The 26,378-nt window shown below is 47.3% G+C and carries 29 protein-coding genes, 1 tRNA gene and 1 pseudogene; 22 read left to right on the top strand and 9 right to left on the bottom strand.

Annotation, left to right across the window (positions count from 1 at the left end; all coding sequences use genetic code 11):
• Window positions 1-150: 150 nt before the first annotated feature.
• The 3 genes from Q0600_RS09660 (at window position 151) to Q0600_RS09650 (ending at window position 1,198) form a co-directional block, all read left to right on the top strand.
• The gene (locus Q0600_RS09660) at window positions 151-423 is read left to right on the top strand and encodes a hypothetical protein (protein ID WP_298759724.1); all 273 of its coding nucleotides are present in this window, start codon (window positions 151-153) and stop codon (window positions 421-423) included.
• Between the two features lie 23 nt (window positions 424-446).
• Window positions 447-719, top strand: coding sequence for a colicin immunity domain-containing protein (locus tag Q0600_RS09655; RefSeq protein WP_297941414.1), 273 nt, complete (start codon window positions 447-449; stop codon window positions 717-719).
• A 92-nt stretch (window positions 720-811) separates the two neighbouring features.
• Window positions 812-1,198, top strand: coding sequence for a phytanoyl-CoA dioxygenase (locus Q0600_RS09650; protein ID WP_298759721.1), 387 nt, complete (start codon window positions 812-814; stop codon window positions 1,196-1,198).
• A 264-nt stretch (window positions 1,199-1,462) separates the two neighbouring features.
• Here the strand turns inward: Q0600_RS09650 and Q0600_RS09645 are convergent, their stop codons facing one another.
• From Q0600_RS09645 to Q0600_RS09620, 6 genes are all read right to left on the bottom strand, one after another.
• The gene (locus Q0600_RS09645) at window positions 1,463-2,350 is read right to left on the bottom strand and encodes a hypothetical protein (RefSeq protein ID WP_298759718.1); all 888 of its coding nucleotides are present in this window, start codon (window positions 2,348-2,350) and stop codon (window positions 1,463-1,465) included.
• A 15-nt stretch (window positions 2,351-2,365) separates the two neighbouring features.
• Window positions 2,366-3,139: a GNAT family N-acetyltransferase gene (locus Q0600_RS09640; RefSeq protein ID WP_298759715.1), complete on the bottom strand. Its 774-nt coding sequence runs from the start codon at window positions 3,137-3,139 to the stop codon at window positions 2,366-2,368.
• Window positions 3,140-3,312: 173 nt separating this feature from the next.
• Window positions 3,313-3,603 (bottom strand): YciI family protein, encoded by a 291-nt coding sequence (locus Q0600_RS09635; RefSeq protein ID WP_298759712.1) that lies wholly within the window; start codon window positions 3,601-3,603, stop codon window positions 3,313-3,315.
• A 79-nt stretch (window positions 3,604-3,682) separates the two neighbouring features.
• Window positions 3,683-4,936, bottom strand: coding sequence for a ComEC/Rec2 family competence protein (locus Q0600_RS09630; protein ID WP_298759709.1), 1,254 nt, complete (start codon window positions 4,934-4,936; stop codon window positions 3,683-3,685).
• A gap of 134 nt (window positions 4,937-5,070) precedes the next feature.
• Window positions 5,071-6,498, bottom strand: coding sequence for a type I glutamate--ammonia ligase (glnA, locus tag Q0600_RS09625; RefSeq protein ID WP_298759704.1), 1,428 nt, complete (start codon window positions 6,496-6,498; stop codon window positions 5,071-5,073).
• Window positions 6,499-6,690: 192 nt separating this feature from the next.
• Window positions 6,691-7,479 (bottom strand): histidinol-phosphatase, encoded by a 789-nt coding sequence (locus tag Q0600_RS09620; RefSeq protein ID WP_298759701.1) that lies wholly within the window; start codon window positions 7,477-7,479, stop codon window positions 6,691-6,693.
• A 71-nt stretch (window positions 7,480-7,550) separates the two neighbouring features.
• On the opposite strand from Q0600_RS09620, the gene Q0600_RS09615 reads away from it, so the two are divergent.
• The 17 genes and pseudogenes from Q0600_RS09615 to Q0600_RS09535 all read left to right on the top strand — a co-directional run bounded on the left by Q0600_RS09615 (window position 7,551) and on the right by Q0600_RS09535 (window position 23,300).
• Complete coding sequence (locus Q0600_RS09615) at window positions 7,551-8,813, top strand: peptidase U32 family protein (protein ID WP_298759697.1); 1,263 nt, start codon at window positions 7,551-7,553, stop codon at window positions 8,811-8,813.
• Window positions 8,810-9,304, top strand: coding sequence for a 5-(carboxyamino)imidazole ribonucleotide mutase (purE, locus tag Q0600_RS09610; protein WP_298759694.1), 495 nt, complete (start codon window positions 8,810-8,812; stop codon window positions 9,302-9,304). Before Q0600_RS09615 ends, purE begins: the two co-directional genes overlap by 4 nt.
• A gap of 410 nt (window positions 9,305-9,714) precedes the next feature.
• Window positions 9,715-10,551, top strand: a pseudogene (glyQ, locus tag Q0600_RS09605) (glycine--tRNA ligase subunit alpha); the annotation flags it as partial.
• A gap of 167 nt (window positions 10,552-10,718) precedes the next feature.
• A complete protein-coding gene (locus Q0600_RS09600; RefSeq protein WP_298759727.1) occupies window positions 10,719-11,441 on the top strand; it encodes a Nif3-like dinuclear metal center hexameric protein in 723 nt (240 codons plus the stop codon).
• Window positions 11,442-11,450: 9 nt separating this feature from the next.
• On the top strand, window positions 11,451-12,158 hold the full coding sequence (locus Q0600_RS09595) for a zinc ribbon domain-containing protein (RefSeq protein ID WP_298759692.1): 708 nt from the start codon (window positions 11,451-11,453) through the stop codon (window positions 12,156-12,158).
• The gene (locus tag Q0600_RS09590) at window positions 12,155-13,543 is read left to right on the top strand and encodes a glycosyltransferase N-terminal domain-containing protein (protein ID WP_298759689.1); all 1,389 of its coding nucleotides are present in this window, start codon (window positions 12,155-12,157) and stop codon (window positions 13,541-13,543) included. The genes Q0600_RS09595 and Q0600_RS09590 overlap by 4 nt, the downstream gene beginning before the upstream one ends.
• Window positions 13,543-14,292, top strand: coding sequence for an RluA family pseudouridine synthase (locus Q0600_RS09585; protein ID WP_298759688.1), 750 nt, complete (start codon window positions 13,543-13,545; stop codon window positions 14,290-14,292). The genes Q0600_RS09590 and Q0600_RS09585 overlap by 1 nt, the downstream gene beginning before the upstream one ends.
• Before the next feature lie 66 nt (window positions 14,293-14,358).
• Entirely contained in the window at window positions 14,359-15,699 is a 1,341-nt protein-coding gene (gene ffh / locus Q0600_RS09580) for a signal recognition particle protein (RefSeq protein ID WP_298759685.1), read from the top strand.
• A gap of 78 nt (window positions 15,700-15,777) precedes the next feature.
• The gene (gene rpsP, locus Q0600_RS09575; RefSeq protein WP_005873159.1) at window positions 15,778-16,008 is read left to right on the top strand and encodes a 30S ribosomal protein S16; all 231 of its coding nucleotides are present in this window, start codon (window positions 15,778-15,780) and stop codon (window positions 16,006-16,008) included.
• A 1-nt stretch (window position 16,009) separates the two neighbouring features.
• Window positions 16,010-16,252, top strand: coding sequence for a KH domain-containing protein (locus Q0600_RS09570; RefSeq protein WP_005873158.1), 243 nt, complete (start codon window positions 16,010-16,012; stop codon window positions 16,250-16,252).
• A complete protein-coding gene (gene rimM, locus Q0600_RS09565; protein ID WP_298759682.1) occupies window positions 16,245-16,775 on the top strand; it encodes a ribosome maturation factor RimM in 531 nt (176 codons plus the stop codon). The genes Q0600_RS09570 and rimM overlap by 8 nt, the downstream gene beginning before the upstream one ends.
• Window positions 16,772-17,473: a tRNA (guanosine(37)-N1)-methyltransferase TrmD gene (gene trmD, locus Q0600_RS09560; protein WP_298759680.1), complete on the top strand. Its 702-nt coding sequence runs from the start codon at window positions 16,772-16,774 to the stop codon at window positions 17,471-17,473. The genes rimM and trmD overlap by 4 nt, the downstream gene beginning before the upstream one ends.
• Window positions 17,470-17,826 (top strand): 50S ribosomal protein L19, encoded by a 357-nt coding sequence (gene rplS, locus Q0600_RS09555; RefSeq protein WP_298759677.1) that lies wholly within the window; start codon window positions 17,470-17,472, stop codon window positions 17,824-17,826. The genes trmD and rplS overlap by 4 nt, the downstream gene beginning before the upstream one ends.
• Window positions 17,827-18,120: 294 nt before the next feature.
• Window positions 18,121-21,075: an acyl-CoA dehydratase activase gene (locus Q0600_RS09550; protein WP_298759674.1), complete on the top strand. Its 2,955-nt coding sequence runs from the start codon at window positions 18,121-18,123 to the stop codon at window positions 21,073-21,075.
• Entirely contained in the window at window positions 21,075-22,292 is a 1,218-nt protein-coding gene (locus tag Q0600_RS09545) for a 2-hydroxyacyl-CoA dehydratase (RefSeq protein WP_295098664.1), read from the top strand. The genes Q0600_RS09550 and Q0600_RS09545 overlap by 1 nt, the downstream gene beginning before the upstream one ends.
• Complete coding sequence (locus Q0600_RS09540) at window positions 22,270-22,392, top strand: hypothetical protein (protein WP_297944589.1); 123 nt, start codon at window positions 22,270-22,272, stop codon at window positions 22,390-22,392. Before Q0600_RS09545 ends, Q0600_RS09540 begins: the two co-directional genes overlap by 23 nt.
• 278 nt (window positions 22,393-22,670) lie before the next feature.
• Window positions 22,671-23,300: a hypothetical protein gene (locus Q0600_RS09535; protein WP_298759671.1), complete on the top strand. Its 630-nt coding sequence runs from the start codon at window positions 22,671-22,673 to the stop codon at window positions 23,298-23,300.
• A gap of 51 nt (window positions 23,301-23,351) precedes the next feature.
• On the opposite strand, the gene Q0600_RS09530 is transcribed toward Q0600_RS09535, so the two are convergent.
• Window positions 23,352-23,442, bottom strand: a tRNA-Ser gene (locus Q0600_RS09530).
• A 403-nt stretch (window positions 23,443-23,845) separates the two neighbouring features.
• Here Q0600_RS09530 and Q0600_RS09525 point away from each other — a divergent pair.
• On the top strand, window positions 23,846-24,112 hold the full coding sequence (locus tag Q0600_RS09525; RefSeq protein ID WP_298759669.1) for a hypothetical protein: 267 nt from the start codon (window positions 23,846-23,848) through the stop codon (window positions 24,110-24,112).
• 264 nt (window positions 24,113-24,376) lie between these two features.
• Here Q0600_RS09525 and Q0600_RS09520 read toward each other — a convergent pair whose 3' ends face one another.
• Together Q0600_RS09520 and Q0600_RS09515 are read right to left on the bottom strand one after the other, a co-directional pair.
• Window positions 24,377-24,793: a polymer-forming cytoskeletal protein gene (locus Q0600_RS09520; protein ID WP_298759666.1), complete on the bottom strand. Its 417-nt coding sequence runs from the start codon at window positions 24,791-24,793 to the stop codon at window positions 24,377-24,379.
• Window positions 24,745-25,662 carry a M23 family metallopeptidase gene (locus Q0600_RS09515; RefSeq protein WP_298759663.1) on the bottom strand — a complete coding sequence of 306 codons (918 nt, stop codon included), beginning with the start codon at window positions 25,660-25,662 and terminating at the stop codon, window positions 24,745-24,747. Before Q0600_RS09515 ends, Q0600_RS09520 begins: the two co-directional genes overlap by 49 nt.
• Window positions 25,663-25,827: 165 nt before the next feature.
• Between Q0600_RS09515 and Q0600_RS09510 the strand changes: the two genes are divergently transcribed.
• Window positions 25,828-26,271: a DNA starvation/stationary phase protection protein gene (locus tag Q0600_RS09510; protein WP_298759661.1), complete on the top strand. Its 444-nt coding sequence runs from the start codon at window positions 25,828-25,830 to the stop codon at window positions 26,269-26,271.
• The last annotated feature ends 107 nt before the right edge of the window (window positions 26,272-26,378 follow it).

The raw sequence follows: 26,378 nt of genomic DNA, 5'->3' as shown, positions 1-26,378 counted from the left end.
GAAGGAAATGTAACGAAGTGGTACGAGACATGAAATTTAGGAGAATAAGCATTTTTAAGCCATTTTATTCTAGCCGTATAAAATTTGTAGTATTAAATTTAAATTTTCAAAATGGGCGGCGATGAGAAATAAATTTAAGGAAAGTGGCGAATGATATACGGCGATTTGATATTTTTAAATTTGTTCCGTAATTACGAAGATGAATTTGCCGGAGTCGGTCGGTGCGACTTTATAATTTATTTGGAAGAGCTGGTTAAGGCTGGAGAATATGGTATAGCGCTGGAAGATTTTTTAGTTCAAATGTATGAATATGATATAAAAATTTCTTCTAACGACTTAACAATTATAAAAAATTTATGCGAAGGCGTGAATATAGGTAGTAATCTATGGTCGGTTCTAAGCATTAGAGCAGCGGGCGATTAAAAATATATCTGAAAGGGGCTCTTATGATAGAGGAATATATAAAAATAATAGAGGATTTTTTGCAAAACAGAATCGACGTATTTAAATTTGAAAAGATATATTGGGATAAATTTATGAATGATAAAAATTTTCCCGATGAATATTATGAGCCGCTAAACAGGCTTCTTACTGATATCGATGAATTCGAACCAGACGAAGAGTTGAGGGGTGATGATACGGTAGGCGATTCATTAAGTGAAGAGGATCTAAGGGAGTGCGCGAAAAAGGCTTTAAAACAAATTACGCTTTTAAAATAGTAGTTTTATAAAATTATAATTTTTGCGAGAATTTTAAAAATATATTACGATATAATGCGCGCAAACTCACATCCCAATAAAAGGAAACCCAAATGCGAATTAACGGAAAAGAGATATTTGAGAAAGGCGGTCTTATGTTTTATTTAAGCCTAATGGCTTCTTTGGAATACCAAGATAAATATATCGCTCATCCTACGGCTAAACATTACGAAAGTCCGTCGGAAATGGCAGATCTTTTATATACCGAATGCAAAAATGCCTTATTGGAGCAATTTGAATTTTGTTTCCTGCCATACGAGAGAGATGCACTAAGAGAACTTTTGGAGCTCATAGATAGATATTTTAAAGATCAAAGCTTACTAGAAGGCATAGGTGAATATTTGGTCTATCACAATAAATCTTGGATAGAGGTTAGAGAGTTGGCCTTAAAGACCTTGCATATTTTTGGCTACGATTTGGAGGACTTTGACTATGATTAGACCCGGATTGAGCCTGGCAGAATGAAATTTATCGTATATATCTTTAATCTGCTACTATGTCTAAGCGCCTGGGCTTTGCTTGGTTATATACGGTAAAATAAGACCGATGCCACGCAAACGAATAGCTTTATTTCGGGCGCACTTATGCCGCGCCGTATCATACCGCACGCCGCAATGACGTATCTAACGCCGCTAGGCCGTGCTTTAGCCGCTACGTCGCGATGCGCTCTATCGCTGTGCCTTAAATCCTTGCGCCCGAGTCGCCTAGATCATCTTTCCGACGAGTTTTTCTTTAAATTCCTTGTAAATTTCAGGCCCCGCGTGTTTGTATTCGCTCGTCAGCTTATTGTGAAATTCCGCCATATCGCCGCCGCTTTCGCGGTAGAGCTTGATCGCGTTTCGCCTTACGGCGCCGTCTTTTAGATCGCTATCGTAGGTTATGCTCGTGTACCTTGCTCGCGCGCCGTCCTTGATCTCGCGGTAGGCCTCGCAGCCTTTGGTTCTGCCGAGTTTCGCGACGCACGCGCCGTAAAGGGCTTGCAGGCTCACGCACTGGGGTATCAGCGCCTCCGCCACGGCAAGGTCCGCTTTGGCGATTTTAGAATTTGCAGACTTTTGTTCCTGTTGCGCGGCCTTCGGCTCCTGCTTAGCGATTTTGGGCTCCTGCTTTGCAGCTTTTGCCCCTTGCTTTTGAACCTTTGGCTCTTGCTTAGTAGCTTTCGGTTCCGCTTTTTGGGCTTTTTTCTCCGCCGCGCCGCTTGTTTTGCCTTGCTTTGCGTTCGTTCCTGCGGCGTGCGAGGCTAGGCTGATCTTTTCAAATTTCGGATTTTTGCGGTAGTTTAGATCGTTAAAGAATTCTATCACGTCGTCGTAAAATTTATCGTTGCTGACGATGCCGATCTTGCCCTCCTGCCCGCAGAGCTTGCCCATCAAAAACACGATGATCTTATCGGCGAAGTCCTTTCTTTGCTTGCCGATCGTAAAAACCTCGCCTATGCTAACGCCCATCTTCGATAGGCGCGCAAGGGTCAAGGCGCCGATCTTTTTGGCAGTGTTGGAGACGATATTTAGCTCGTCGCCCTCTTTGAGGTTTACGACGTCGAAGATATTATCTACGTCGATATTTTCGTCGTCAATGATAAAATGGGTCAAAGTTTTTCCTTTAAATTAAATTTCAATGCCCGCGCTCGCGCAAATTTCATCTCTAAAGCGCGCGAAAGGCCTCATCGCAGGCTGATTTTGCAGATGCTCGCCGATCGGCTTTTGCATCCACGCCATATCGTACCAGCGGCCGAATTTATAGGCGCAGCGCTCGAATTTACCGACGAAGCGAAAGCTCATGCGCTCGTGAAACCGCACGCTCGCGTCGTTTAGATATTCGTCATCCCCGCAAGCGATGCAAGCGTTCATATCTGCGATGTTTTGAGCCCCTAGCGCGCGCTGTAGCGCTTCGTAGAGCAGCCTGCCGATACCCAAAACGCGCACGTTTTGCGACACATAAACCGAGCTCTCCGCCGACCAATCGTATGCCGCGCGCTCTTTGAAAACCGAAGCGTAGGCGTAGCCGAGGATTTGGCCCGGTTTTAAATTTACGCCGCTTTGTTTTGCCGCGACGATTAAATTTGCGCCATTTTGTTTTGCCGCACCGCTTGCGTAGTTTGACGCCTTATTTACAGGCGAAATTTCATTCCCTGCGCCTGCCGCGCTTGCGGAAATTTTAAAATTTTCATCCCGTTCGTCGTCCGCGCATGCCGCCTCGTCGCTTACGTAAGCGAGCAGATAGGGGTATCTTTGCAGCGTTTTCTCGATTCGCCCCGCAAATTCCGCGGCGCCGGGCACATCGCATTCGAAGCTGATCGCTGTTTGCTTTACGTAGGGCGCGTAAATTTCAAGCAGCGCTTCCGCATCTTGCGGCGTTGCGAGGCGCAGTTTTATCCGCATAAAATCTCCTTTAAATTTCGCAGTTTTGTATAATTTCGGTTTTAAGCTTATCTAAATTTGCCGCCGCGATTTGGCTTTTAAATTTAGCGGGAATTTTATCTCGCGCGCAAAACGGCTAAATTTCAGAGGCGCGTTTGAGCGCGTAAATTTTAAAATTTAACCCGCGCAAGCCTCTATTCGCCGAAAAGTCGCCAAAACTCGGGCGCAAATTTCGTCGGCGCAAATTCTATAATCTCGTATTTTGCGACGCCGTTTTGAAAGAACGGATCTTGCGCGATGATCTCATCAAGCTCCGCGCGGTTTTTGGCATTGATTAAGATGATACCGCCCGTGCGAGGGACTTTGCGCCCCGAGCAGATAAATTTATCCGCCGCGAAGAATTTATCTAAAAACGCGTTGTGCTCGTTGATAAAGCGGTCTGCTTCGCTTATTTCTTTTACGTAGGTGAGGTTTGCAATAAACATTTTGATCCTTTGTGAGATTTAAAGCGCGATTTTAGCATAAAATTCCAACGGATAAAATTCCCGCTGGAATTTTCGCGCGCTACGTTATAAAAAATATCGGCGAAATTCCAATTATCGCGCAGCCAAGCGCTGCGTAGCGAAGCTTTATCGCAGCAAGCGCGCAGATGTTTGCGAGCGCAAAAAGAAGCGGCGGAATTTGCGCCTGAAAACTCGGCAGAGCAAAGTTTAAAAACGCAAGCAGCGGCGTATCGAGCGCGCCGCCGAGCCCGAATAGATGCAAAAATATGCTTAACGGATAAAAGATCACAAACACGTATCCCAGCGGCATGACGCTAAGCTGCTGCAGCGAAGCGGTCGGGAAGAAATAATAGACCGCTACGTTCATGCTGAGCCAAACGTAGAGATTGAAAAGTATGACGTTTTGCCAGAGTTTAAATTTAGGCGCGAAGTGGTGCAGGTAGAGGAAGATATACAGCACGCCGAGGCAGGAGAAATAAAATCCGATCGAAAAGGCCAGGTGCGGGAAAAACGCGAGCAAAAGCGCGACGGTGAGAAAAAGGTTCGTAAATTTAAGTACGTAGAAATTTCGCATCGCGAGGTAAAACCCCACGCAGCACATCGCAAGCGAGCGCAGAAAGCTCGGCGTGAAATCAAGCACGAAGAGATATCCGCTCATCAGCACGATCACAAAGACGCTAAGATCGCGCTTAGCGCTGCGATACGGAAAGTATCGATCCTGAAAATAGCGGTAGATCGGCATTGCGAGCAGAAAGACCGTGCTAAAGATAATGCCTAGATGAAAGCCGCTGATCGAGATGATGTGCGCTATGCCCCAGTTTGTGACGGAGGCGCGCAGCGGTTTTGAAATTTCAGTCGCAAAATACAGCGCGGAGTAAAGATCCGCCGTCATCTCATCTTCGTGTTGGGCTCGGACGAACTCTATGGCGCGCCATTTTGCCCCGGAGGGCGCAAGCTCGTCTCCGATTTTAAAGCTTGGCGCGTAAAAGCGCTGCTTTAAAAAATCTAAAAATTTTACGTTTTTGGTTACGATGCCGATATTTACGCGAGCGAAGCGATGAAATTCCCGCCCGAGCCCGGCAGTCGTGTAGAGGGTAAAATCCGCCGTTTTGAGCTTTAGCACCGTGTAGGTGCGGCCGCGCTCGTTCGTTTTGGCGTAGGCGTTTAAAATTTGCGCGTCGTAAAAAGCGTAGTTTTTCGCGCGGAATTCTTTGAATTCATAAAATTTCAGACCCAAGTTTAGCGATAAAATTCCAAGCAAAAGCAGCAGAAAGTATAAAATTTCACGTTTGCGGTAAAAGAGTTGAAGCTTCACGGACTGAGTTCTGAGCGGTGTTTAAGTTCGCGCGACGGAATTTTAAAAGCTCGCGCGCGGCTAAATTTTAAAATTCCAAAGCTCTATGCCGCTCCGCCCGTTGGAATTTCGGCAGCGCGGCATAAAATTTGGTCTTAGCACGAATAGTTCGTCGCAAACTCAAACGGCGTAGGGCGCGCCTCGTAAGGCCAAACCTGCGTTTCAAATTTAAAATGCTGATAGGTCTCGATAAAAAGCTCGCTCATTATCGGGCGCAGATACTCGTTATCGCGGATCACCGCCTCTAGGCTGCCGCGAAGCGTGTGCGGAAGCTGCTCGATGCCGCGCTCGCGGATCTCATCCAGGTGCAGCTTGAATAAATTTTCATCCATCGGCCCCACCGGCTCGGTTTTGTTTTTGATGCCGTCGATTCCCGCCATCAGCATCGCCGCAAACGCCAAATACGGGCACGCGGTGCTATCGGGGAAGCGCATCTCGGCGCGCACGGAGTTCTCGCCGCTGCCGTAAGGGATACGGATCGAAGCTGAGCGGTTTTGGCTCGAATAAGTTAGAATTGACGGCGCCTCAAAGCCCGGGATTAGGCGCTTATAGCTGTTGGTGCTCGGGTTCGTAAACGCCGCGATGCTGCGCGCATGCTTTAGCACGCCGCCGATATACCATCTCGCCGCGTCGCTTAAATTTGCATAGTTGCCCTTTTTGTAAAAGGTATTTTTGCCCTTTTTCCAGATCGATTGGTGCACGTGCATTCCGCTGCCGTTATCGCCGTAGAGCGGCTTTGGCATAAAGGTCGCGGTTTTGCCGTTTAGGTGCGCGACCATCTTTACGACGTATTTGTATTTTTGCACGTTGTCGGCGGCCTCGACGAGAGTGCCGTATTTGACGCCGATCTCGCCTTGTCCTTGCGCTACTTCGTGGTGGCAGATGAAGGTCTCAAGCCCGATCTGTTCTAGCACTTTTAGCATCTCGGCGCGCAGATCGACCATCGAATCGACGGGCTGGACGGGGAAGTAGCCGCCCTTTACGCCAGGGCGGTGGCCGCTATTAAAGCCGTCTTTGTAGTTTTTGCCGCTATTCCAATGCCCCTCTTCGGTATCCACCTTAAACATCGCGCAGTTCATATCGTCGATGATCTTTACGTCGTCGAAAACGAAAAACTCATTCTCCGGCCCGAAGTAGCAGGTATCTCCAAGACCCGTGGTTTGCAGAAACTGCTCGGCTTTTTTAGCGATCGAGCGCGGGCATTTTTCGTAAAGCTCGTTTTTGTAGATGTCGTAAACGTCGCAGATGACGATGATCGTCACGTCCGCGGTGAACGGATCCAAAAATGCCGTTTGCACGTCGGGCTTTAGCATCATATCGGATTTATCGATCGGCTGCCACGCCGCTACCGAGCTCGCGTCGAACGGAATTCCGTCGGCGAAGTCCTTCGGCAGGCGCTTGTAGTTGTAAGCGACGTGGTGCCAGGTGCCTTTTAGATCGGTAAATCTAAAATCCACGAACTCGACCTCATTTTCATCGCAAAATTTAAAAAATTCCTTCACGTCATTAACAAATTTTCCCATATTTTTTCCTTTTTTCCGCCCGTATTCGGGCTAAATTTAACGGCGGATTTTAACATTATTTAGTTGAAATTCGACTTTATCTGCGCCGTTTTGCGCGCCGCGATTTTTAAAATTTTGCGCCGCCGAAGCTTTTGAAATTTTAAAATTTCTCGCCGCCGCGCCTTTTAAAATTTAAAGACGGCCGCCGTAAATTTACGCCAGATTTACAAACTGCCGCTCGCGATTTTTGAAAACGGCGATCCGCTCGTAGCCGAACTCGCGCGCTTTGGCGTAAATTTTATCGTAGTTTAGCGCTACTTGAGCTACCGAGTGCGCGTCCGAGCTAAGCGTGATCGGCACGTCTGCATCGGCTAGCATCTGCAAAAGCGCGTCGCTTGGATAAATTTCATTTGCAGGCTTGCGAAGCCCCGCGGAGTTTAGCTCCACGACGATGCCGCTTTTCTTGATCGCATTTATCGCGCCGCCTGCTAAAACTCTGATATCTTTTTTTGGAGTAAATTTAAAAATTTTAATCAGATCCATATGCCCTAAAATGTCGAATTTGCCGCTTTTGCACAGCGCGCAGATCAGCGCAAAGTATTCGCGATAAATGTCGTCTATCTCGCGCCCGCTCCACTGATCTAAAAATTCCTCGTTATCAAAGCCCCAGTTGTTTAAAAAATGCACCGAGCCGATGAGATAATCGATCTCGCGCGCGAAAATCCGCTCATCCATTAGCTCTTTTTTCGTCATAAAATCGACCTCATATCCCAGTCGCACGTCGATCCGCCCGCTAAACTCATCTTGCAGATCTCTAATCATCCGCTCGTAAAGATCCATCTGCTCGAAGCTCATTCGGTATTTTTGATCGAAGTTCATCGGCGCGTGATCCGCAAAGCCGAAAATTTCTATGCCTCGTGCGATCGCCGCTTCCAAATACTGTCGCGGCTCGCCGTTAGCGTGGTTGCAAAGATAGGTGTGGTTGTGTAGATCGGCTCGCATCAACTGCTCCTTAAATAAAATTTTGGCTAAATTGTAGTAAAATCGCGCTTAAAAAATTACTAGGAATGTATTTGAAAAAACCCGAACTCTTAGCTCCTGCTGGGAATTTAACGAAACTAAAAATCGCCCTAGCTTACGGCGCGGACGCCGTGTATGCGAGCACCGGCTCATTTTCGCTGCGCCAGCGAAGCGCGAAGGAATTTAGCAAGGAAAGCTTCGCGCAGGGCGTCGCGTACGCGCACGAGCGCGGCAAGAAGCTCTATGCGACCGTAAACGGCTTTGCGACCAACGGCCAGCTAGGAAACATCGAAAGGCATTTGGAATTTCTTCGCGATCTGCGCGTGGATGGAATTTTAATCGCCACCCCAGGCGTCGCGAGCCTCGCGCGAGCCGTAGCTCCAGAAATTCCGATTCACGTCTCCACCCAAGCCAACGTGCTAAACTATCTCGATGCGCAGGTTTGGGCAGAGCTGGGCGCCGTTCGCATCGTCGCGGCGCGCGAAATGACGCTCAAAGACGCCGTAGAGATCAAAGATAAAATTCCGAACCTGCAGATTGAAATTTTCGTGCACGGCTCGATGTGTTTCGCATACAGCGGGCGCTGTCTTGTTAGCGCGGTGCAAAGCGGGCGCTTCAGCAACCGCGGAAGCTGCGCGAACGACTGCAGATTTAACTATGAGCTTTACGCGAAAAATCCTGAAACCAGCGCGCTTTTCCGCTTACAAGAGCGCGAGGGGGAGGGCACTTTCGTAATGAACGCGAAGGATCTTAGCCTCATTTCGCACGTGCAAAAGATCATGCAAACGGGCGCGATCGACAGCTTCAAAATCGAAGGGCGCACCAAGAGCGAATACTACGTCGCATGCGCCACGAACGCTTACCGCGCGGCGATCGACGATGCCGCGAGCGATAAATTTGAGGCCCGTGTTTACGAGCGCGAGATCGCGACGCTTAAAAACCGCGGCTTTAGCGACGGATATTTGATAAAACGCCCATACGAGCGAGAGGATACGCAAAATTTAGACCGCAGTATCGAGCTTGGCACGCATCAGGTCTGTGCTATCAGCGAAGACGGCGAGTTTATAAGCGTCAAAGATAAAATTTTACCGGGCGTTTCGTATGAAATTTTTGCTCCGCGCGGCTTTAAAATTTGCCCTTGCGATAATGAAATCGGCGAAATTTACGAGCTTAGCGGCAAGCCGCATTTAAAATTTAAGAGGCTGCAAAGCCGTAGCGGTAAGGAATTTAGCGAGATTCACAGCGGCAATCTAAATGAGATCAAGCTGCCTACGAAGCTTGCAGAGTTTTGCTTTTTAAGAAAGGAGATAGAATGAAATTTGTTTCTATAATAATGGGCTCAAAGAGCGATTACGAGGTCGTTTACGAGGCGGCTAAAATTTTAAACGAATTCGGCGCGCCGTACGAGATGATCGTCTCCTCCGCGCACCGAAGCCCCGCCCGCACGGCAAAATACGTCGCGGACGCCGAGAAAAAGGGTGCGCAAGTTTTCATCTGTGCGGCGGGCATGGCGGCGCATCTTGCGGGCGCAGTCGCTGCGAATACGACCAAGCCGGTGCTAGGCGTCCCGCTCGGCGGCAGCGCGCTCGGCGGCGTAGATGCGCTGTATTCGACCGTGCAGATGCCTGCGGGCATCCCCGTCGCGACGCTTGCGATCGGAAAGGCGGGAGCGAAAAATGCGGCGTATCTGGCGGTGCAAATTTTAGCTCTAAACGACGAGGTTCTAAGCTCGAAGCTAAAGGCGGATCGCGCGGCAAAAGCTGAGGCGCTGAAAAAGGACTCCGAGCAGATCGAAGTGCTGCTGTAGCGCGCCGCTAAATTTAAAAGCAAAATTCTATTCTAAAGGACGAAAGAGCCAAAAAGACGGGTCGCGACAGCAAGAAAATTTTGCCCGCGCGCAGATTAATACGACCTTTTTGGAACGGCACGCCTGCGGACTTGCCGCAGCTGCGCTTACAAGCCGTGTAGCAAATCGCCTCTAGAGCTAGCGACAAGCTTAACGGCGCAAAATTTTGACGAAGCTAAATTTTCAGATAAAATTTAGTCGCGCGAAATTTTAGGTCTGCCCCGATAGGCATAAAATTTCAGAGCCGCTCTAATAGGCATAAAATTTTGCGCTGCTCGCGACTCACAGATGAAATTTTAAAATTTTAGAATTTTAGAATTTTGCGGCGTGTGACGCACTAGAATTTATAAATCAACGATAAAAGGATAAAAATGACGTTTTCACAGATTATTTTGACGCTTCAAAACTACTGGCACGAGCAGGGCTGCTTGCTCGTTCAGCCCTACGATATGCCCGCGGGCGCAGGCACCTATCATCAGGCTACCTTTTTGCGCAGTCTAGGAAGTAAGCCGTGGCGCGCTGCATACGTAGCACCCTCGCGTCGCCCCACAGACGGGCGCTACGGCGAAAACCCAAACCGCCTCGGCGCGTATTATCAGTTTCAGGTGATCTTAAAACCGAGCCCGGATAATATCCAAGAGCTCTATCTAAAAAGCCTGGAAAAGCTTGGGCTCGATCTTAAAAGCCACGATATTCGCTTCGTAGAAGACAACTGGGAGAGCCCGACGCTAGGGGCCTGGGGGCTTGGCTGGGAGGTTTGGCTAGACGGCATGGAGGTGACGCAGTTTACATATTTTCAGCAGGTAGGCGGCATCACGTGCGAGCTCATAAGCGGCGAGATCACCTACGGACTTGAGCGCTTGGCGATGTATCTGCAAAACAAAGACGACGTTTACGACATCGTCTGGGACGACAAAGCGGGGCTCGTGACCTACGGCGACGTGCATAAAAGGGGCGAGTTTGAGTTTAGCAAATACAACTTCGAGCTCGCGGACATCGCGATGCTTTTTAATCAATTTGAAAACTGCTTCGGCGAGTGCAAAAGCATCCTAAAGCACGGCCTGGCGCTTCCTGCGTATGATTACTGCATGCTCGCGGCGCACACGTTCAACGTCCTTGACGCGCGCGGAGCGATCTCGGTTACGCAGAGGCAGGATTATATTTTAAAGATCCGCGATCTTGCCAAAAACTGCGCGCTTTGCTACGCAGATCCGCAAAAATATGTCGCCGATCTTTGCGGCACGGCGTGCAGCGATAAAAAAGGCGGCAAAGACGGCGGCGCGGCGCCCGCTTCCTCCGCAGGCGCAAATTTAAAAAACGCCCACGGCAAGAAAAACGCCGCAGACAAAGCGGATAAAAGCGAAAAGTGAAATTTATGAAAACGGGCGAAATTTATGAAATTTTAAACGCCGCCGCGCCATTTTGCGACGCGGAGGCGTGGGATAATAGCAGGCTTTTGCTCGGAAACTTGGATGATGAAATTTCAAAAATCTATCTAAGTCTCGACGTTACTAGCGAGCTGGTGCGCGAGGCGGAGGCGGGCTCGCTTTTCGTGGTGCACCACCCGCTGATTTTCAGTCCGCTAAAATCGCTTGATCCGCGGCTCTATCCTGCAAATTTGATCTATGAGATGATTCGCAAAAATATCTCTCTCATCGCGATGCATACGAACTTTGACAAGCACGTTTTAAACGGGTTCGTAGCGCGCGAAATTTTAAAATTTGAAATTACGGATGAGCGGGAATTTTTGGTTTTCATGCGCGCGGATTTGAGCTTCGAGCAGCTGTGCGCGGATATAAAACGCAAGCTTGGCATCGAGCATCTGCGCGCCGTAAAGACGAAAAATTTTATCCGAAATATCGCGCTTTGCACCGGCAGCGGAAGCGAACTAAATCAAAGCTTAGGTGTGGATTGCTTCATCACGGGCGATATAAAATATCACGCCGCGCTTCAAAATTTAGAAAACGGCGTGAGTTTGATCGATATAAATCATTTTGAAAGTGAGCGCTATTTTGGGCGCGCGCTCGCACCTTTCTTGCAAAAAAGCGAAATTGAAGTTATAATAAGCGAGCAGGAAAATCCATTTACGTATTATTAAAGGAAGAAGATGAACAAATATTTAAGCCAATTGGTGCAGCTTTGCGAATTCGATAAGCAGCTGGACGGATTTAAGCCTAAAATCGAGGCTGCACAGGAGAAGCTGGGCAAAAAAAGCGGCGAAATTTCAGGCGCAAAGGAACAGATCGAAACTCTAAATGCGGAGATCGCCGAGCTAAAATCTCAAATTTTACAAGCAAACGCGCAGCTTAGCGCCTTTTCGTCCAAGCTAAAAAGCACGGGCAAAAAAAGCGGCGCGGCAAAAACCGAAAAGGAGATCAAAGCCCTTAGCGTCGAAGAGGATATCGCAAAAGAGCAGCTCGAGGCCACAAACGAGGAGATCGAAAGGTTAGAAAAGATCGTAGCCGCAAAGGAAGCGCTTGTAAAAGAACAGAGCGAAAAGCAAGAGGCGTTTGAAGCCGAGCTAAAAAGCTTGCAAGAGCAGGTAAGCGCCGAGATGGGCGAGGTCGAGGTCGCTCGCGGCGCGATCTACGCCAAGCGCGATAAACTAATGCAGGCGATGAACCCAAAAACCGTCTCATTCTACGAAAAGATCCGCAAATGGGCGGGCAATACGGCGGTCTCGCCGGTGCGCAAACAGGCCTGCTACGGCTGCTTTATGCGTATAAGCGACAAGACCTATTCTGCGGTCATCAAAAGCGACGACATCGTAACCTGCCCGTATTGCGGCAGAATTTTGTATAAAGAAGCCGAGTGATCTACACCGCCTTGGCGTTTTTGGCGTGGCTTGCAGCTGCGCCTTTTATTTTTATCCTAAGCTTTAAAAAAAAATACCGCGCGAGCCTGAAGGCGCGATTTTTTCTATACAAAAACCCTAAATTTAGCCCCGCTGCGGTGCACTTTCACGCTTGTAGCTTGGGCGAGGTAAACGCTCTTGCGCCGCTAATTTCTAAATTTGAGAGCGTCGCGCTTAGCACGACCACGCAGACGGGCTTCGGTGCGGCGCGCGCGCTCACGCCGAACTCTCGCTACCTGCCGTTTGAAAACTGGCTTCCATTTTGGCTTACGGACAGCCGCGTGCTGGTGATTTTTGAAGCGGAGCTGTGGCTAAATTTGATCCGTTCCGCTAAATCGCGCGGAAGCTACGTGATCCTGCTAAACGCGCGCATTAGCGACCGCTCGTACGCGAGCTATCTGCGCTTTAAGTTTTATTATCGAAAAGCGTTTGAAAATATCGATTTGGTGCTTGCGCAAAGCGAGCTTGATGCGGCGCGGCTGAGGGAGCTAGGTGCAAAAAATATAAAAATCATGGGCAACGTGAAAAGCGCGAATATCGCCGTTGCGACGAAGGACTATTCCGCCGCGGCCGCAAATAGCTTCGTGCTTACGATCTCAAACACTCACGAGAGCGAAGAGGAGCTCATTTTATCAAATTTAAACGATTTTATAAAATTTCACGGCTCGCAGAGTGCGCCCGAAAAAGACCCATATGCAGCGGGTGCCTGCGGCGATAAAAGCTTGCCTGCGGCTGAGCTTTACGGCGAGCAGGGCTCGACCGAGCCGGTAAATTTAAACGCAACTTCTTTGGATGCGGCGACTTCAAGCGACGCTTCATCCGCCGTGCCGAATACGGCGCCTTCAAACGGTGCGTCTTTAAATTCTACCGCACGGAACGCGGCAGCTTCAATAACTACGCCGCAAAAGCTAAAAATCATCCTGGCGCCGAGGCATCCGGAGCGCTTCGAAAAGGTATGTGAAATTTGCAAGGCTTGGGCGCGCGAGCACGGGCTTAGCTTTGAGCGATTTAGCGACGGCGCTGGACTTCGGAGCGATTTTATCTTGCTCGATGCTTTCGGGGAGCTAGCGAACTTTTATAAAATTTCAAACGTCGTGATCTTGGGCGGCAGTTTTTTGCGCAATATCGGCGGACATAGTCCGATCGAGGCGGCAAGCTTCGGCGTGCCGATCATCAGCGGGCGATTTTTTCATAATCAAAAGGCGCTGTATGCGCTCGTGCAGAATATCGCTCTGTGCGGGGCGGATGAAATTTCAGGCGCTTTAAAAGAGCCGCTAAAGGGCACGCGGATAGATAAAATTTGCGATCTGCAAGAGATAGAAAATTTAATCAAGGAAAGAATTTAATGCAAGAAAAAGCCTACAAACTGCTGGCGGCGCAGGAAAACATCTCGCACAACGAAGCCAAAGCGCTCATAGACGCGGGGCTTGTGAGCGTGCGCGGCGCAAAGATCGCTCTAGCGCGCGAGATGCTCGGCGAAAATACTAAATTTAGCGTGATGAAGCCCGCAAAACCCGCGATCATTTACGAGGATGAGAACGTTTTGGCGGTCAATAAGCCGCCCTTTATGAGTAGCGAAAATTTGGAAAAAATCTATAAATTCGGGCTTCTAAACCGCCTGGATAAGGAAACCAGCGGCGTCGTGCTGCTGTACAAAAACGAAGAATTTCGTGAGGCGGCGATTGCGGAATTTAAAAATTTGCGCGTGAAGAAAAGCTACATCGCGATCGTGAAAGGGATCGTGAGCGAAGAGATGAAATTTGACGAGCCGATTTTGACGATAAAAACTAGAAGCGGTGCGTTTTCTAAAATTTCGCCAAACGGCAAGAGCGCATTTAGCGAGGTTTATCCGCTGATGATAAGCGGCAAAAAATCGCTCGTAAAAGTGCGGATCGAGACGGGCAGGACGCATCAGATCCGCGTGCATCTGGCGAACGCGGGATTCGGCCTAATAGGCGATGAAAAATACGCTAAAAGCCGCGCGAAGCGGATGTTTCTGCACTCATACGAGACCGAAATTTTAGGTCTTAAATTTAAAGCTCCGCCGGGTAAAAGCTTCAACGAATTCGGCTTTGAAATTCCTAAGGATCTCTGATATTCAATGGCTTTTAAGTTAATTTTAGGTAACATCGCAAGTTTAAAAATTTTATAAGGGATCAAAGTGTTTGAGATCATAAGCGAGTCGTTTAAAAATGCGGTCAATAAATTAAAAACAATCGATGACGAAAAAGCTTTAAAAAACGCCTTGGAGACGTTAAAAAAAGCGCTTTTAAAGGCCGACGTGCACCACAAAGTCGTAAAGGATTTTTTGGCGCTTGTCGAAGCCGATCTTCGTATCGGTACGATAGGGCAGAAGCCATTTTTGGAGTCCATCAAGACAAATTTGACTAAAATTTTAACGGCGCCTAGAGGCAGCAGCCAGGGATTTGTGTTCGCTAGCACGCCTCCTACGGTAGCTTTGATGACGGGACTTCAAGGAAGCGGAAAATCTACAAGCACGATAAAACTTGCAAACTATCTGAAACTTCGTAAAAAAAAGGTCTTAGTCGCAGCGTGCGACTTGCAGCGCCTAGCCGCGGTCGAGCAGCTCCGCCAGCTGTGCGAGGCGAATGAGATCGAGCTGTTTTTCATCGAGGGCGAGAGCGATCCGCTAAAGGTTGCGGAAAAAGCGCTAAGCAAGGCTAAGAGCGGGCTTTATGACGTACTGCTCGTAGATACGGCGGGACGTCTTGCGATAGACGAGGCGCTTATGGCACAGCTTGCGGAGATGAAAAAAGCTTTAAATCCGCATGAAATTTTTTACGTAGCGGACGCTATGAGCGGTCAAGACGGAATTAAAACGGCCGCTAAATTTGATGAAATTTTAGGCCTTACGGGCGTGATCTTAAGCAAATTTGACGCAGATACCAAAGGCGGCGTAGCTCTTGGTATCGCGCAGCAGCTGGGCATCCCGCTTCGCTTTATCGGAACCGGCGAGAAGGTGGCCGATTTAGAGGGCTTTATACCCGATAGAATCACCGGCCGCATTATGGGCGAGGGCGATTTAGCGACGTTAGCCGAGAAAACAAGCGCCGTTTTCGACGAAAGAGAAGCCAAGGCTCTAAACAAAAAGATCAAAAAGGGCGAGTTTAATTTTAATGATTTCGTAAATCAGCTCGAAAGCGTGAAAAAGCTCGGCAATATGAAAAATTTAATCGGCATGATCCCGGGGCTTTCCGGAATGGCGAATAAAATAAAAGATATCGATTTGGAAAACTCAAAAGAGATACTTCATATCAAAGCGATGATTAATTCTATGACGCCGAAAGAGCGCGAAAATCCGGAACTGCTAAATAATTCGCGTAAGCGCAGACTTGCTGCCGGCGCGGGGCTTTCACAGGTGGAAGTAAACCGCTTCTTAAAGCAGTTCGCGGGCGCTTCAAAGCTTGCGAAGAAATTTTCGGGCAAGGGCGGTATGCAGGGGCTTGCCTCGATCGCTCAAAGGCAAAATTTACCGAGATAGCCTCTCGGTAGAGTTTGCAGATGTTTAAGTTTTAGCCATCTGCAAGTTCTAAAACTTACAAAAATTTAAGGAGAAAAAATGGCAACAGTTGTTAGGCTTACAAGAATCGGAAGAAAGAAGCAGCCTTTTTACCGCATCGTGGTAACGGATAGCAGGAAAAGACGCGACGGCGGCTTCATCGAGACGATCGGCTTTTATAACCCGCTAAAAGATAGCGATAATATTAAATTCGACGCGGAGCGTTTGGCATACTGGAAGAGCGTAGGCGCGAAGTTAAGCGATAGGGTCGCTCAAATCACAAGCAAATAAAATGGTAGAAAATTTTATAAAAGAATACGCAAAGTTGATCGCCGACTATCCGCAGTCCGTCTCTACGCAAAAGCGGGTCGGTGAAAACTTTACCGAGATCATCGTCTATGCCGACAAGGCCGACACCGGCAAACTCATCGGCAAGGACGGCAAAATGATAAACGCCATAAAGACCGTCATCATCGGCTATAAAGCAAAAGATCCGATTAATTATAAAATTACCGTCAAAGCCAAAGATGCCTGATGATCTTTTAGAGGTCGCGAAGCTCGGTCGGACTATCGGCCTAAAGGGCGCGGTTAAAATTTTTGATCGCAGCGACTTCCCCTCTCAGTTTAAAAAAGGCGCCAAATTTTATCTGCGAAACGGCGAAATTCTAGAAATTCTATCCTTTAGCGGCGCAAATTCTAGTGCTATTTTTAAAAATTACGAAAGCGTAGAAGCGGCGGCAAATTTAACCAACCAAATCCTTTACCGAAGCAAAGAGGACACGCGGAAATTTTGCAAATTGCAAAAGGGCGAGTTCTTTTACTTCGATATTATCGGGCTTGAAATTTACGAAGACGGCGCGGTTTTGGGGCGTGTAAAGGACATATCGCAGATCGGAAGCGGCTATCTTTTCGAGGTAGAAACGGATGAAAGCTTAATCTCGCAGGCTTTGCCGAAAGAATTTTTCATCCCCTATGTGGACGCCTATGTGAAAGAAATTTCGCTTAGCGAGCGTAAAATTTTTACTCAAAACGCGCGCGCGATTTTGGAAAATTCATGAATTTTATCTTCATCTCGCTGTTTGAAAATCTCATCGCGCCGTATTTTGAGGACTCTATTTTAAAGCGCGCGGTCGATAAAAAAATAATTGCGACGCATTTTTTTAACCCGCGAAATTTCACGACAAATCGCTACAAAAAAGTAGACGATTATATGATCGGCGGCGGTGCGGGGCTTTTGATCGGTACGGAGCCGCTTGCCGGAACGATCGAACACGTAAGAGCTAAATTTAAAAACGCCAAGTTTATCTACCTCTCGCCTGCCGGTAAGAAATTTAATCAAAACGATGCCAAGCGCCTAAGCGGCGAAGAGAGCTTATGCTTTATCTGCGGGCGCTACGAGGGGATCGATGAGCGCATAGTCGAGAGATATGTAGATGAAATTTTTTGTATCGGCGATTTCGTTCTTACCGGCGGAGAGCTCGGTGCGCTTTGTATGTGCGATGCTATAAGCCGCAACATAAAGGGCGTTTTAGGCAACGAAAGCTCGCTTGTTGAAGAAAGCTTTGAAGGCGGAATTTTAGAGGCGCCCGCATTTACAAAGCCTGATGTTTTTGAAAATTTACCTATAGTTTCAGAGTTTTTAAAGGGTAATCACGCTAAAATGTATAGCTTAAAAAATAAAATGGCGCTATGCAAAACGAGGTTCTTCCGCCCGGATATGTACCGAAAGATCGCCAGAAATAAAGGAAATTTATGAAAAACAAATATATCCAAGCGTTTGAAGACGCTCAGATCACAAGCAAAAGTGTGCCTGATTTCCGTGCCGGCGACACCTTAAAGGTAGCCATCAGGATCAAAGAGGGCGATAAGAGCAGAATTCAAAATTTTGAAGGCACCTGCATTGCGCGTCGCGGAAACGGCGTCAGCGAGACTTTTATCATCCGCAAGATCGGCGCAAATAGCATCGGCGTAGAGAGAATTTTCCCGATCTACAGCGAAAGCATCGAAAGCATCGAGGTTCTAAGAAAAGGACGCGTTCGCCGCGCGAAACTATTTTACCTACGCGACAGACGCGGTAAAGCGGCTAAAATCAAAGAGCTTCGAAAATAATCCTTTAAATTTATGCTTCCCAATTCAAAAGGAAGCTCTTTTTATAATGCGCGAGATTTTAAAAAATTTCGCGCAAAATCTACTCGCATTAAATCTAAAATTTTACAACTTTTCCATTAAAATTTTTAATTCTAAACTGCCTAAAAATCGTCTTTTTCGATAGAAAAAGATAAAATATATCCTGATTTTATTTGCGTTTAAAAATATTACTATAAAATGCAAATTTTAATTTAGAAAGCTCACGCTAAATTCGAGGATTCGGCCGAGCAAAATTTATTCAGTAAAGAGCGAGATGTGATTTTTTTAGGCATTGACGTAGGATCAACCACTGTCAAAACAGTAGTTTTAAACGAAAAATATGAAATTTTAAGCAAGAGCTACGAGCGGCATTTAGCAAAGCCCAAAGAGCTGGTGCTGGATAAAATTTTGCAAATCCAAAAAACCTATGCAGGCGAGCAATTCAGCGTCGCCATAGCGGGTTCGGCAGGCATGGGTATCGCCAAAAATTGTAAAATTCCGTTCGTCCAAGAGGTTTTCGCTACCTCGCTCGGCGTCAAGCGGATGTTTCCAAAGACTGATGTTGTCATTGAGCTCGGCGGCGAGGATGCTAAAATTTTATTTCTCACGGGCGGACTTGAGGAACGGATGAACGGCTCATGCGCGGGCGGCACCGGCGCATTTATAGATCAGATGACCAATCTTTTGCATCTAGATATTACGGAGCTCGACCGCCTAAGCTTTGCGGCTAATAAAATTTACCCGATCGCCTCACGTTGTGGTGTATTTGCTAAAAGCGACATTCAGCCGCTACTAAATCAGGGCGTTAGAAAAGAGGATATTTGCGCTAGTATCTACGCCGCGGTCGTCGAGCAGACGATCTCGGGGCTTGCGCAAGGTCGCGAAGTCAAGGGCAATATCCTGTTTCTGGGCGGCCCACTGTTTTTCCTAAAAGGTCTTCAGGCGCGCTTTAAAGAGGTGCTAAAGCTCACCGACGAGACCGCGACGTTTCCAGACATTGCGCCTTACTTCGTGGCTTACGGCAGCGCGCTATATGCAAAAGATACGGGCGAGACGTTAAATTTGGAAGAGACGATCGCGCTTTTGAAAAAGGAGCCCGATAGAACCGCGCTGGAAGCCGAGCCGCCGCTTTTCAAAGACAGGGCGGAATTTGACGAGTTCACCGCTCGCCACGCCCGCGCGAGCGTGCCTAAGGTGGATATCCACACCTACAGCGGAGACGCGTATTTGGGCGTGGATTGTGGCAGTACTACGATCAAGGTCGTGTTGATGGGCGAAAACTACGAACTATTGTATAAATTTTACTCCTCCAATAAAGGCGATCCTGTCGATATCCTGCTGCCGCGTCTTAAGGAGCTATACGATCTTTGCGAGGGTCGCATCAAGATCAAGGGCAGCGGCGTTACCGGCTATGGCGAGGATCTCATTAAAACCGCCTTTCGCTTTGATTACGGTATCGTCGAGACAATCGCGCATTATAGTGCTGCGCGCCACTTCAATCCGAAAGTAGATTTTATCATCGACATCGGCGGGCAGGACATCAAGTGTTTCTCCATTAAAGATGGCAATATCGATTCTATCGTGCTAAATGAGGCGTGCAGCTCGGGCTGTGGCTCGTTTTTGCAGACCTTTTCAAATTCTTTGGGTTACGACATTAAAGATTTTGCAAGCTTAGCCCTTTTTGCGACTCACCCCGCTAAGCTTGGTAGCCGCTGCACGGTTTTTATGAACTCTTCGGTTAAGCAGGCTCAAAAGGACGGCGCTACGATCGAGGATATCAGCGCTGGACTTGCTATTAGCGTCATAAAAAATGCGATTTACAAGGTCATCCGAGTGCGAAACGCCGACGATTTGGGTCAAAATATCGTAGTGCAGGGCGGTACATTTTTAAACAACGCTGTGCTGCGCGCTTTTGAAAAAGAGCTCGGCAAGGACGTGATCCGTCTAGATATCAGCGAGCTTATGGGCGCATACGGCGCGGCGCTTTTTGCCAAAAATAACGCAAACGAGCACACTGATATGATCAGTCGTGCAGAGCTTGAAAATTTCACTCATCGCAGCGAATTTAGCGTCTGCAAGCTCTGTACTAACAAATGCCCGCTTACGATCAGCTACTTCGGCGATACTAAATTTGTCTCGGGCAATAAATGTGAGCGCGGCGCGGGCAAGGAGATCCGCCACGACATTACGAATTTATTTGAGTTTAAAAACGAGCTTTTGAAAAAATATCGCAAGCCGCCGAAGCAGGATGAGCCGCGGGTCGGAATTCCGTTTGTTTTGAATATGTTTGAGATGATCCCGTTTTGGAGTGCGTTTTTTGAAAATTTAGGCATGAGCGTCGTGTTGTCGCAAAAGCCGCGAAAAGAGACGCTGTTTTTAGCAAGCCAAAGCATCCCGAGCGATACCGTCTGCTACCCGGCTAAAAGCGTGCACGGCCACATCTACGATCTGCTAAATAAGAGCGTCGATTTTATCTTTTATCCGTGTATGAGCTACAGCCTGGATGAAAATATCAGCGAGAACTGCTACAACTGTCCCGTAGTCGCATACTATCCCGAATTGATACGCGCGAACGTAGGCGCGCTAGAGGAGAAAAAATTCCTCTACCCGCACGTGGATCTTAACATGCAAGATTCGTTTTGCAAAACGATGCAGGCTGAGCTCGCGGACGCCGGGTATAAATTTCATTCCGACGCCGTGAAAAACGCCGTCTTGCAAGGCCTTAAGGAGCTACAAAACTATAAAAATACCGTTTTAATAAAAGGCGAGGAGACCCTAAAGGAGATCAATGCAAGCGGCGCGCCCGCCGTCGTGCTAGCGGGTCGCCCGTATCATATCGACAAGACGATCAACCACGGCATTGATCGCTATCTAAATTCCTTGGGCTTTATAGTGCTTAGCGAGGACGCGCTGCCGCTTAGCAGGGTGCAGACGAAAAGCCTTAATCAATGGACCTACCACGCCAGGCTTTATAGCGCGGCACGGTTTGTCTGTAAATACCCGCGCATGCAGCTAGTGCAGTTAGTGAGCTTCGGCTGCGGGATAGATGCGATCACGGGCGACGAGGTGCGCGACATACTGCGTCAAAACGGTAAAATTTACACTCAACTTAAAATCGACGAGGTTACGAACCTAGGTGCGGTCAAGATCCGCCTGCGTAGCCTAAAAGCGACTATGATAGAGCGCGAGAGGCAAGGCGCGCAACAAGAAGCAAGAAAGGATGCGCGCTAATGTTTGCTAAATTTACGAAAGATATGAAAGCGACCCACACGATATTGATCCCCACGATGATTGATCCGCATTTTCGCTTTATGCAAGGCGTGTTGCGCGACGAGGGCTATAAGAGCGTCTTGCTCGGCGAAAATCGTCAAAATATCGTCGAGGAGGGGCTTCGCAGCGTGCATAACGACATGTGCTACCCCGCGCTGCTCGTCATCGGGCAGTTTATTGACGCGCTAAAAAGCGGCGAGTTCGATACGCACAAGGTAGCGCTTCTCATCAGCCAAACGGGCGGCGGCTGCAGAGCGAGCAACTATATAAATTTGCTTCGCAAAGCGCTTGAGGACAGCGGCTTTAGCTACGTTCCCGCGATCTCGTTAAATTTTGGATCGCTAGATGAGAATGAATTTAGCCTCGGCAAAAAATCGCTTCTAAAGCTTTTCGCCGCGATATTTTACGGCGATTTGATGATGGGGCTGTATAATCAGTGCAAGCCCTACGAAAAGATCAAAAACCAAACGAATGAAATTTACGAACTCTGCGCCGAGCGGATCAAAAATTTGACTGACCAAAGATCGTTTTTCAATCTTAAGAAAAATTTTAAATTTATCCTCTCGCAGTTCGCTAAAATCGAGCGCGACGATAAGCCGCGAGTGAAGGTGGGCATCGTGGGCGAAATTTATCTCAAATACTCGCCCATCGGCAACAACGGCCTAAACGCCTACCTCATCCGCGAAAACGCCGAGCCCGTCAATACGGGGCTGATGGACTTCGTACTTACCTGCATCTACGATGCGGTCTACGACAAGCAGCTCTACGGCAAGGGCGGCGCGGCGTATTACGGCTCGCTTGCAGTCGCTAAGGTAGTGGAATTTTTCCAGCGCATGATGATTAAGCAGATGAAGCGCTTCGGCTTTCGCGCGCCGAGCCCATTTAGCGAGGTTCGCGCCGCCGCCGACGGCTACATCGGTCACGGCGTAAAGATGGGCGAGGGCTGGCTGCTGACGGCGGAGATGGTCGAGTTTATGCGCCACGGCATACAAAACGTCGTGTGCGCGCAGCCCTTCGGCTGCCTGCCAAACCACATCATCGCGCGCGGAATGATCCGAAAGATTAAACAGAACTACCCGCAGGCAAACATCGCCGCTATCGACTACGACCCGGGCGCAAGCGCGGTAAATCAAGAAAACCGCATAAAGCTGATGCTTGCTAACGCAAATAGAAAGTAGCGCGCCGCATATCAAAAAGGGCTTTGGAATTTTAAATTCTAAAGCCTGCCGTAAAATTTTAAAATTTAAAAGCAAGCTCGCGATGACGGTTAAATTTTGACGCGCAAATAGCTCGCTTCCTTCCGCGAAATTTCCTCGAGATTTTAAAATTTTAAAATCTTGGCAGTGCCATTGCGCTTATTTTGCCTTTTCCGTGCGTTTTTAGCCCCCCCCGTTTTTGTAAAATTTCATCGAAATCTAATGCAAATCCGCGCGGAATTCTACGCGTCGCCGCCATGGAATTCCACCGCAGAATTCTATTCCGCTGCGCCGTAAAATTCCACTTTCGTTAAGGCAAAATTTAATACAATCTGTCTTTAAATTTTACGAAGGAAGTTTATGAAATTTTGGATTTGCGGCGCGGTTTTGGCGCTATGCTGCGCGGTTTTTAGCGGATGCGCGAGTAAGAATTTGCCGGGCTACATGCAAGGGCGCGAGCATATCATCGCTATGAGCGCGGCGTCTGGCGGTCAGCTGCGTATGAGCGGCGAGATTTATGATTACGTATTTGATGCGAATCTTAGCGCCGTGCGCGCCAAGGTTGCGAGTCTGGCGTCGCTAAATAAAGACGCAATAAGGCGCAACGTAAGCATGCTCACGATCGACAGATACAATGAAGGCAGTGATGCCGCATATATCCAGCACGAAATCGAGCTCGTAAAATACGATCTACCGCTATCCGTGCAGGCTAAGCTGATGGATGATCCCGAGCAGCTTGAGCCAGCGTATAGCTCTACGTTTCGCTACTCTTATCTGATCGAAGGCAAATATTTTAAGCGCTTAAAAGATCACGACGAGCTACGCAGATCGCACCGTCTAAGCGTGCCGATCGAGTACCCTGCGCGTATAGCGGTCGATAGCGGGATCAAAAGCGAGCGCGATGCGAAAATGGATACCGATATACAAGGACTCATCGTGATGCCGCTAATGATGCCGGTGCTGCTTTTAGGCAGTATTCTAGGCGGCTGAAATCGGCTGAATCACGGAAGTGAAATTTTATTGATTTAAATTCTAAAATAGTGGCGGACAGAGAGGGATTTGAACCCTCGAGCCCCGGTTAGAAGCTGCACCCTTAGCAGGGGTGTGGTTTCGGCCACTCACCCATCTGTCCACAAAAAGAAGTCGCATTATACATAACTAATCTAATAATGGGCTTAAATTAGCCTAGCCCGCAGAATTTATCGCCGCGCGGATATTTTGAGCTAGCGGCACAAAGAGATATAACGAGTCAAAAGACGCTATGAAAAGAATTCATATTTATCATAGTAAAATTTTAAGTATAAATTCGCTTGCCCTGCAAATTCTAAAATTTTTGAAGCTTAATTCCAAAGTTTACTATAACTTTACGTTAAAATCCTCTTTAAATTTATGGTGGTCCAGTAAAATCTGGCGCAAATTCTGCATATAAATTCCGGTCCTTAAATTTTCTACCTTCGTCATCGCACGAAATTTAAGCTAAGATTAATGGGGGGGGGGGGTATACTCTTCAAATACATTTTTTAAAAGGATTTACCGTGTCGTCTAACGCTAAAAGGTTGATGGGTATTATTGCACTTGTGGCTGCTTTTTTTGGAGCTGGTTTTTATATGAATAGCATCGATACGCTAGCCTCCCTGTTTGGAAATTTTTATAATCCATCTTTTGTTGTAGATTTTCTCGCTTTTGAGAAAGGAGTAGATCAACTTAAAATTACCTACGTAATCGCATTCGTGATTATATTTGTAGTGCTAGCTATTTTGATTGATAAATTTATGATTAACTCGAAAGATTCTAAAAAATAACGTCGCCAAATTTTTAAAGTAGGCGCGACGATGAGGTCAAAATTGTAAACGATCTCGTTACGCTTTTAAATTTAATTTTAAAATCTGCGTTTTTTGCAGTAAATTTTGTATAAATTCCATATTTAGAAAATTTTAAAATATTCAGAATTCTTAAAATTTCAAATTCAAAAATTTCAAAGTATGGGAATTTTTTAGGCTTTTAAATTCCGAAATTTTGCGAGTTTCAAAGCCTTTAAAATCCCAAGAATTCCAAATGTGCGCGATTTATTCGCCTAGAGCTTTGTCGATGAGCTTGACGTCTTCGCTTGCGCTGCCGTCGATGACTAGGGCTTGATCGCCGCCACTTACAGCGCTTTTTCCATTAAATTTTGCGCCGACTTCGATGCCAAAGCTTTGCGATAGCACGTCGCCTACGAGTACACCGCCGCCTAGCAGCTCGACGAGCTCGGCTTCGATATTGCCGAAAAATTTGCCGTTGATTACGATATGCTTTGCCTTGATTGAGCCGCGCGCGGTGCCGTTTTTGCCGATGACGACGGTGCTATCTGAGATCACGTCGCCTTCTACGTTGCCGTCGATATGCAGTATGCACGATAGACGCAGCTCTCCTTTGATGAGCGTGCCTGCCGAGATTATCGTTGTTTGAGCGGTATTTGCATTGCCTTTATTAAAGACTGCCATGGGATTTCTTCCTCCTTGGTAAAAATTTCTTTATAGTTCTTTTTGTTCCATTCGATGAAATTTAGCGGATTAAGCGGTAACTGCAAAAATCTGATCTCATAATGCAGATGCGGCCCCGTGCTAAGGCCCGTATTGCCGCTAAAAGCGATAAGATCACCTTTACTTACGAACTCGCCCACTTTGCGGGTTAAATTTGAATCCAGATGCGCGTATCGCGTTGTAAAGCCGTAGTTGTGGCGGATCTCAACTAGGTTGCCGTAACCGCTGCCGCCTGCTCCGCTGTATTGGATGATGCCGTCTGCCGGCGCGTAAATCGGCGTTTTAAGCGGCGTACGTAGATCGACGCCGGGGTGGAATTGTTTGCGCTTTAAGATCGGGTGGTTGCGCCAGCCGAATCTCTCGCTAAGCTGATAGGTTTGCATCACTCTACCGTTTGGGATTTGCATAAATATCTCTTTTATCAGCGCATCTGAGAAGGTTTGGTTTACGATCTCATCGGCGCGGCTTTTGATCTCCTCCTCGGAGGTAGGCTTGATATGCGAGAGGCGATCGATCATGCGCTCATCGGCCTCGGGATCGAGTCCGAACTCATGCTCCAAATCGGCTATCTTGCCCTCGATAGCTTCAAATTCCATTTGGCTCGCCGCGATACCGTCGCGAAGCTTTTGATTCAGCTCGTTAAGCTCGGTTTTGGTCTGCGAAAGACGGTCGATTTTAGAGCCCAGATACTTGATATACAGTGCGCCCGTGACGAAAATAGTAAAAACAAATAGCACCAGATATAACGCGATCTTTTTGATGATTTGCGAGAGCAAAAAATTCCTAGAACCGTTAAGATCGGTGATAGTTATCATAAATTTGTTTTTCATGGCGTGCATTATAATGTAGTCTAGCTGAAATTTCAAAAAAGTTGTTTATAAATTTAAAATCTGTTAATCAAAAATTCCACTAAAAGATAAATTTTATTATCTAGTATTATTTCTGTTTAAGGTTATCGTAGTATAATACCAACAATTTTAAGTAAAGGAGACACAATGTCAAAAACAGTAAAACAACTAAACAAACTTCAGGCTGACGCTCATGCGTTCTTTGTCGTATTCCACGATTATCACTGGAATGTTAAGGGCTTGCAATTCGCTCAAGTTCACGCTTACACCGAGAAAGCATACGACGAGATGGGCGAGCTTTTCGACGATATGGCTGAGCGCGCGCTTCAAATAGGTGGTAAGGCTGTAACTAAAGCTAAGGATCTAATTGAGCTTTCAAAAGACGCTCCGATTAGCGCAAAGGACAGCTACGGCGTAACCGAAGTACTTGAGAACGTCAAAAAAGCCTACGAGTATTTGGTAGAAGAGTTTAAAAAGCTTCAAGAGGTAGCCGAAGCAGAGGGCGACGATACTACTTCAAATATCGCGCAGGATCACTATGGCGATTATGAAAAACGCCTATGGATGCTAAGCTCAATGCTAAGCAAATAATCCTCGCAAATCCTTTCAAAATTTTTAGGGGCATATGCCCCTAAAATCTATTAAAGTTAATATTGAAATTTCAAGAAATTTTAAAATTCTAAGATTATAATTTCACG

Origin of the sequence: uncultured Campylobacter sp. (genome assembly GCF_938041645.1) — a bacterium.
Taxonomy (GTDB): domain Bacteria; phylum Campylobacterota; class Campylobacteria; order Campylobacterales; family Campylobacteraceae; genus Campylobacter_B.
The sequence above is the reverse complement of the archived record's forward strand: the minus strand, read 5'-3'. Positions and strand labels throughout refer to the sequence as shown.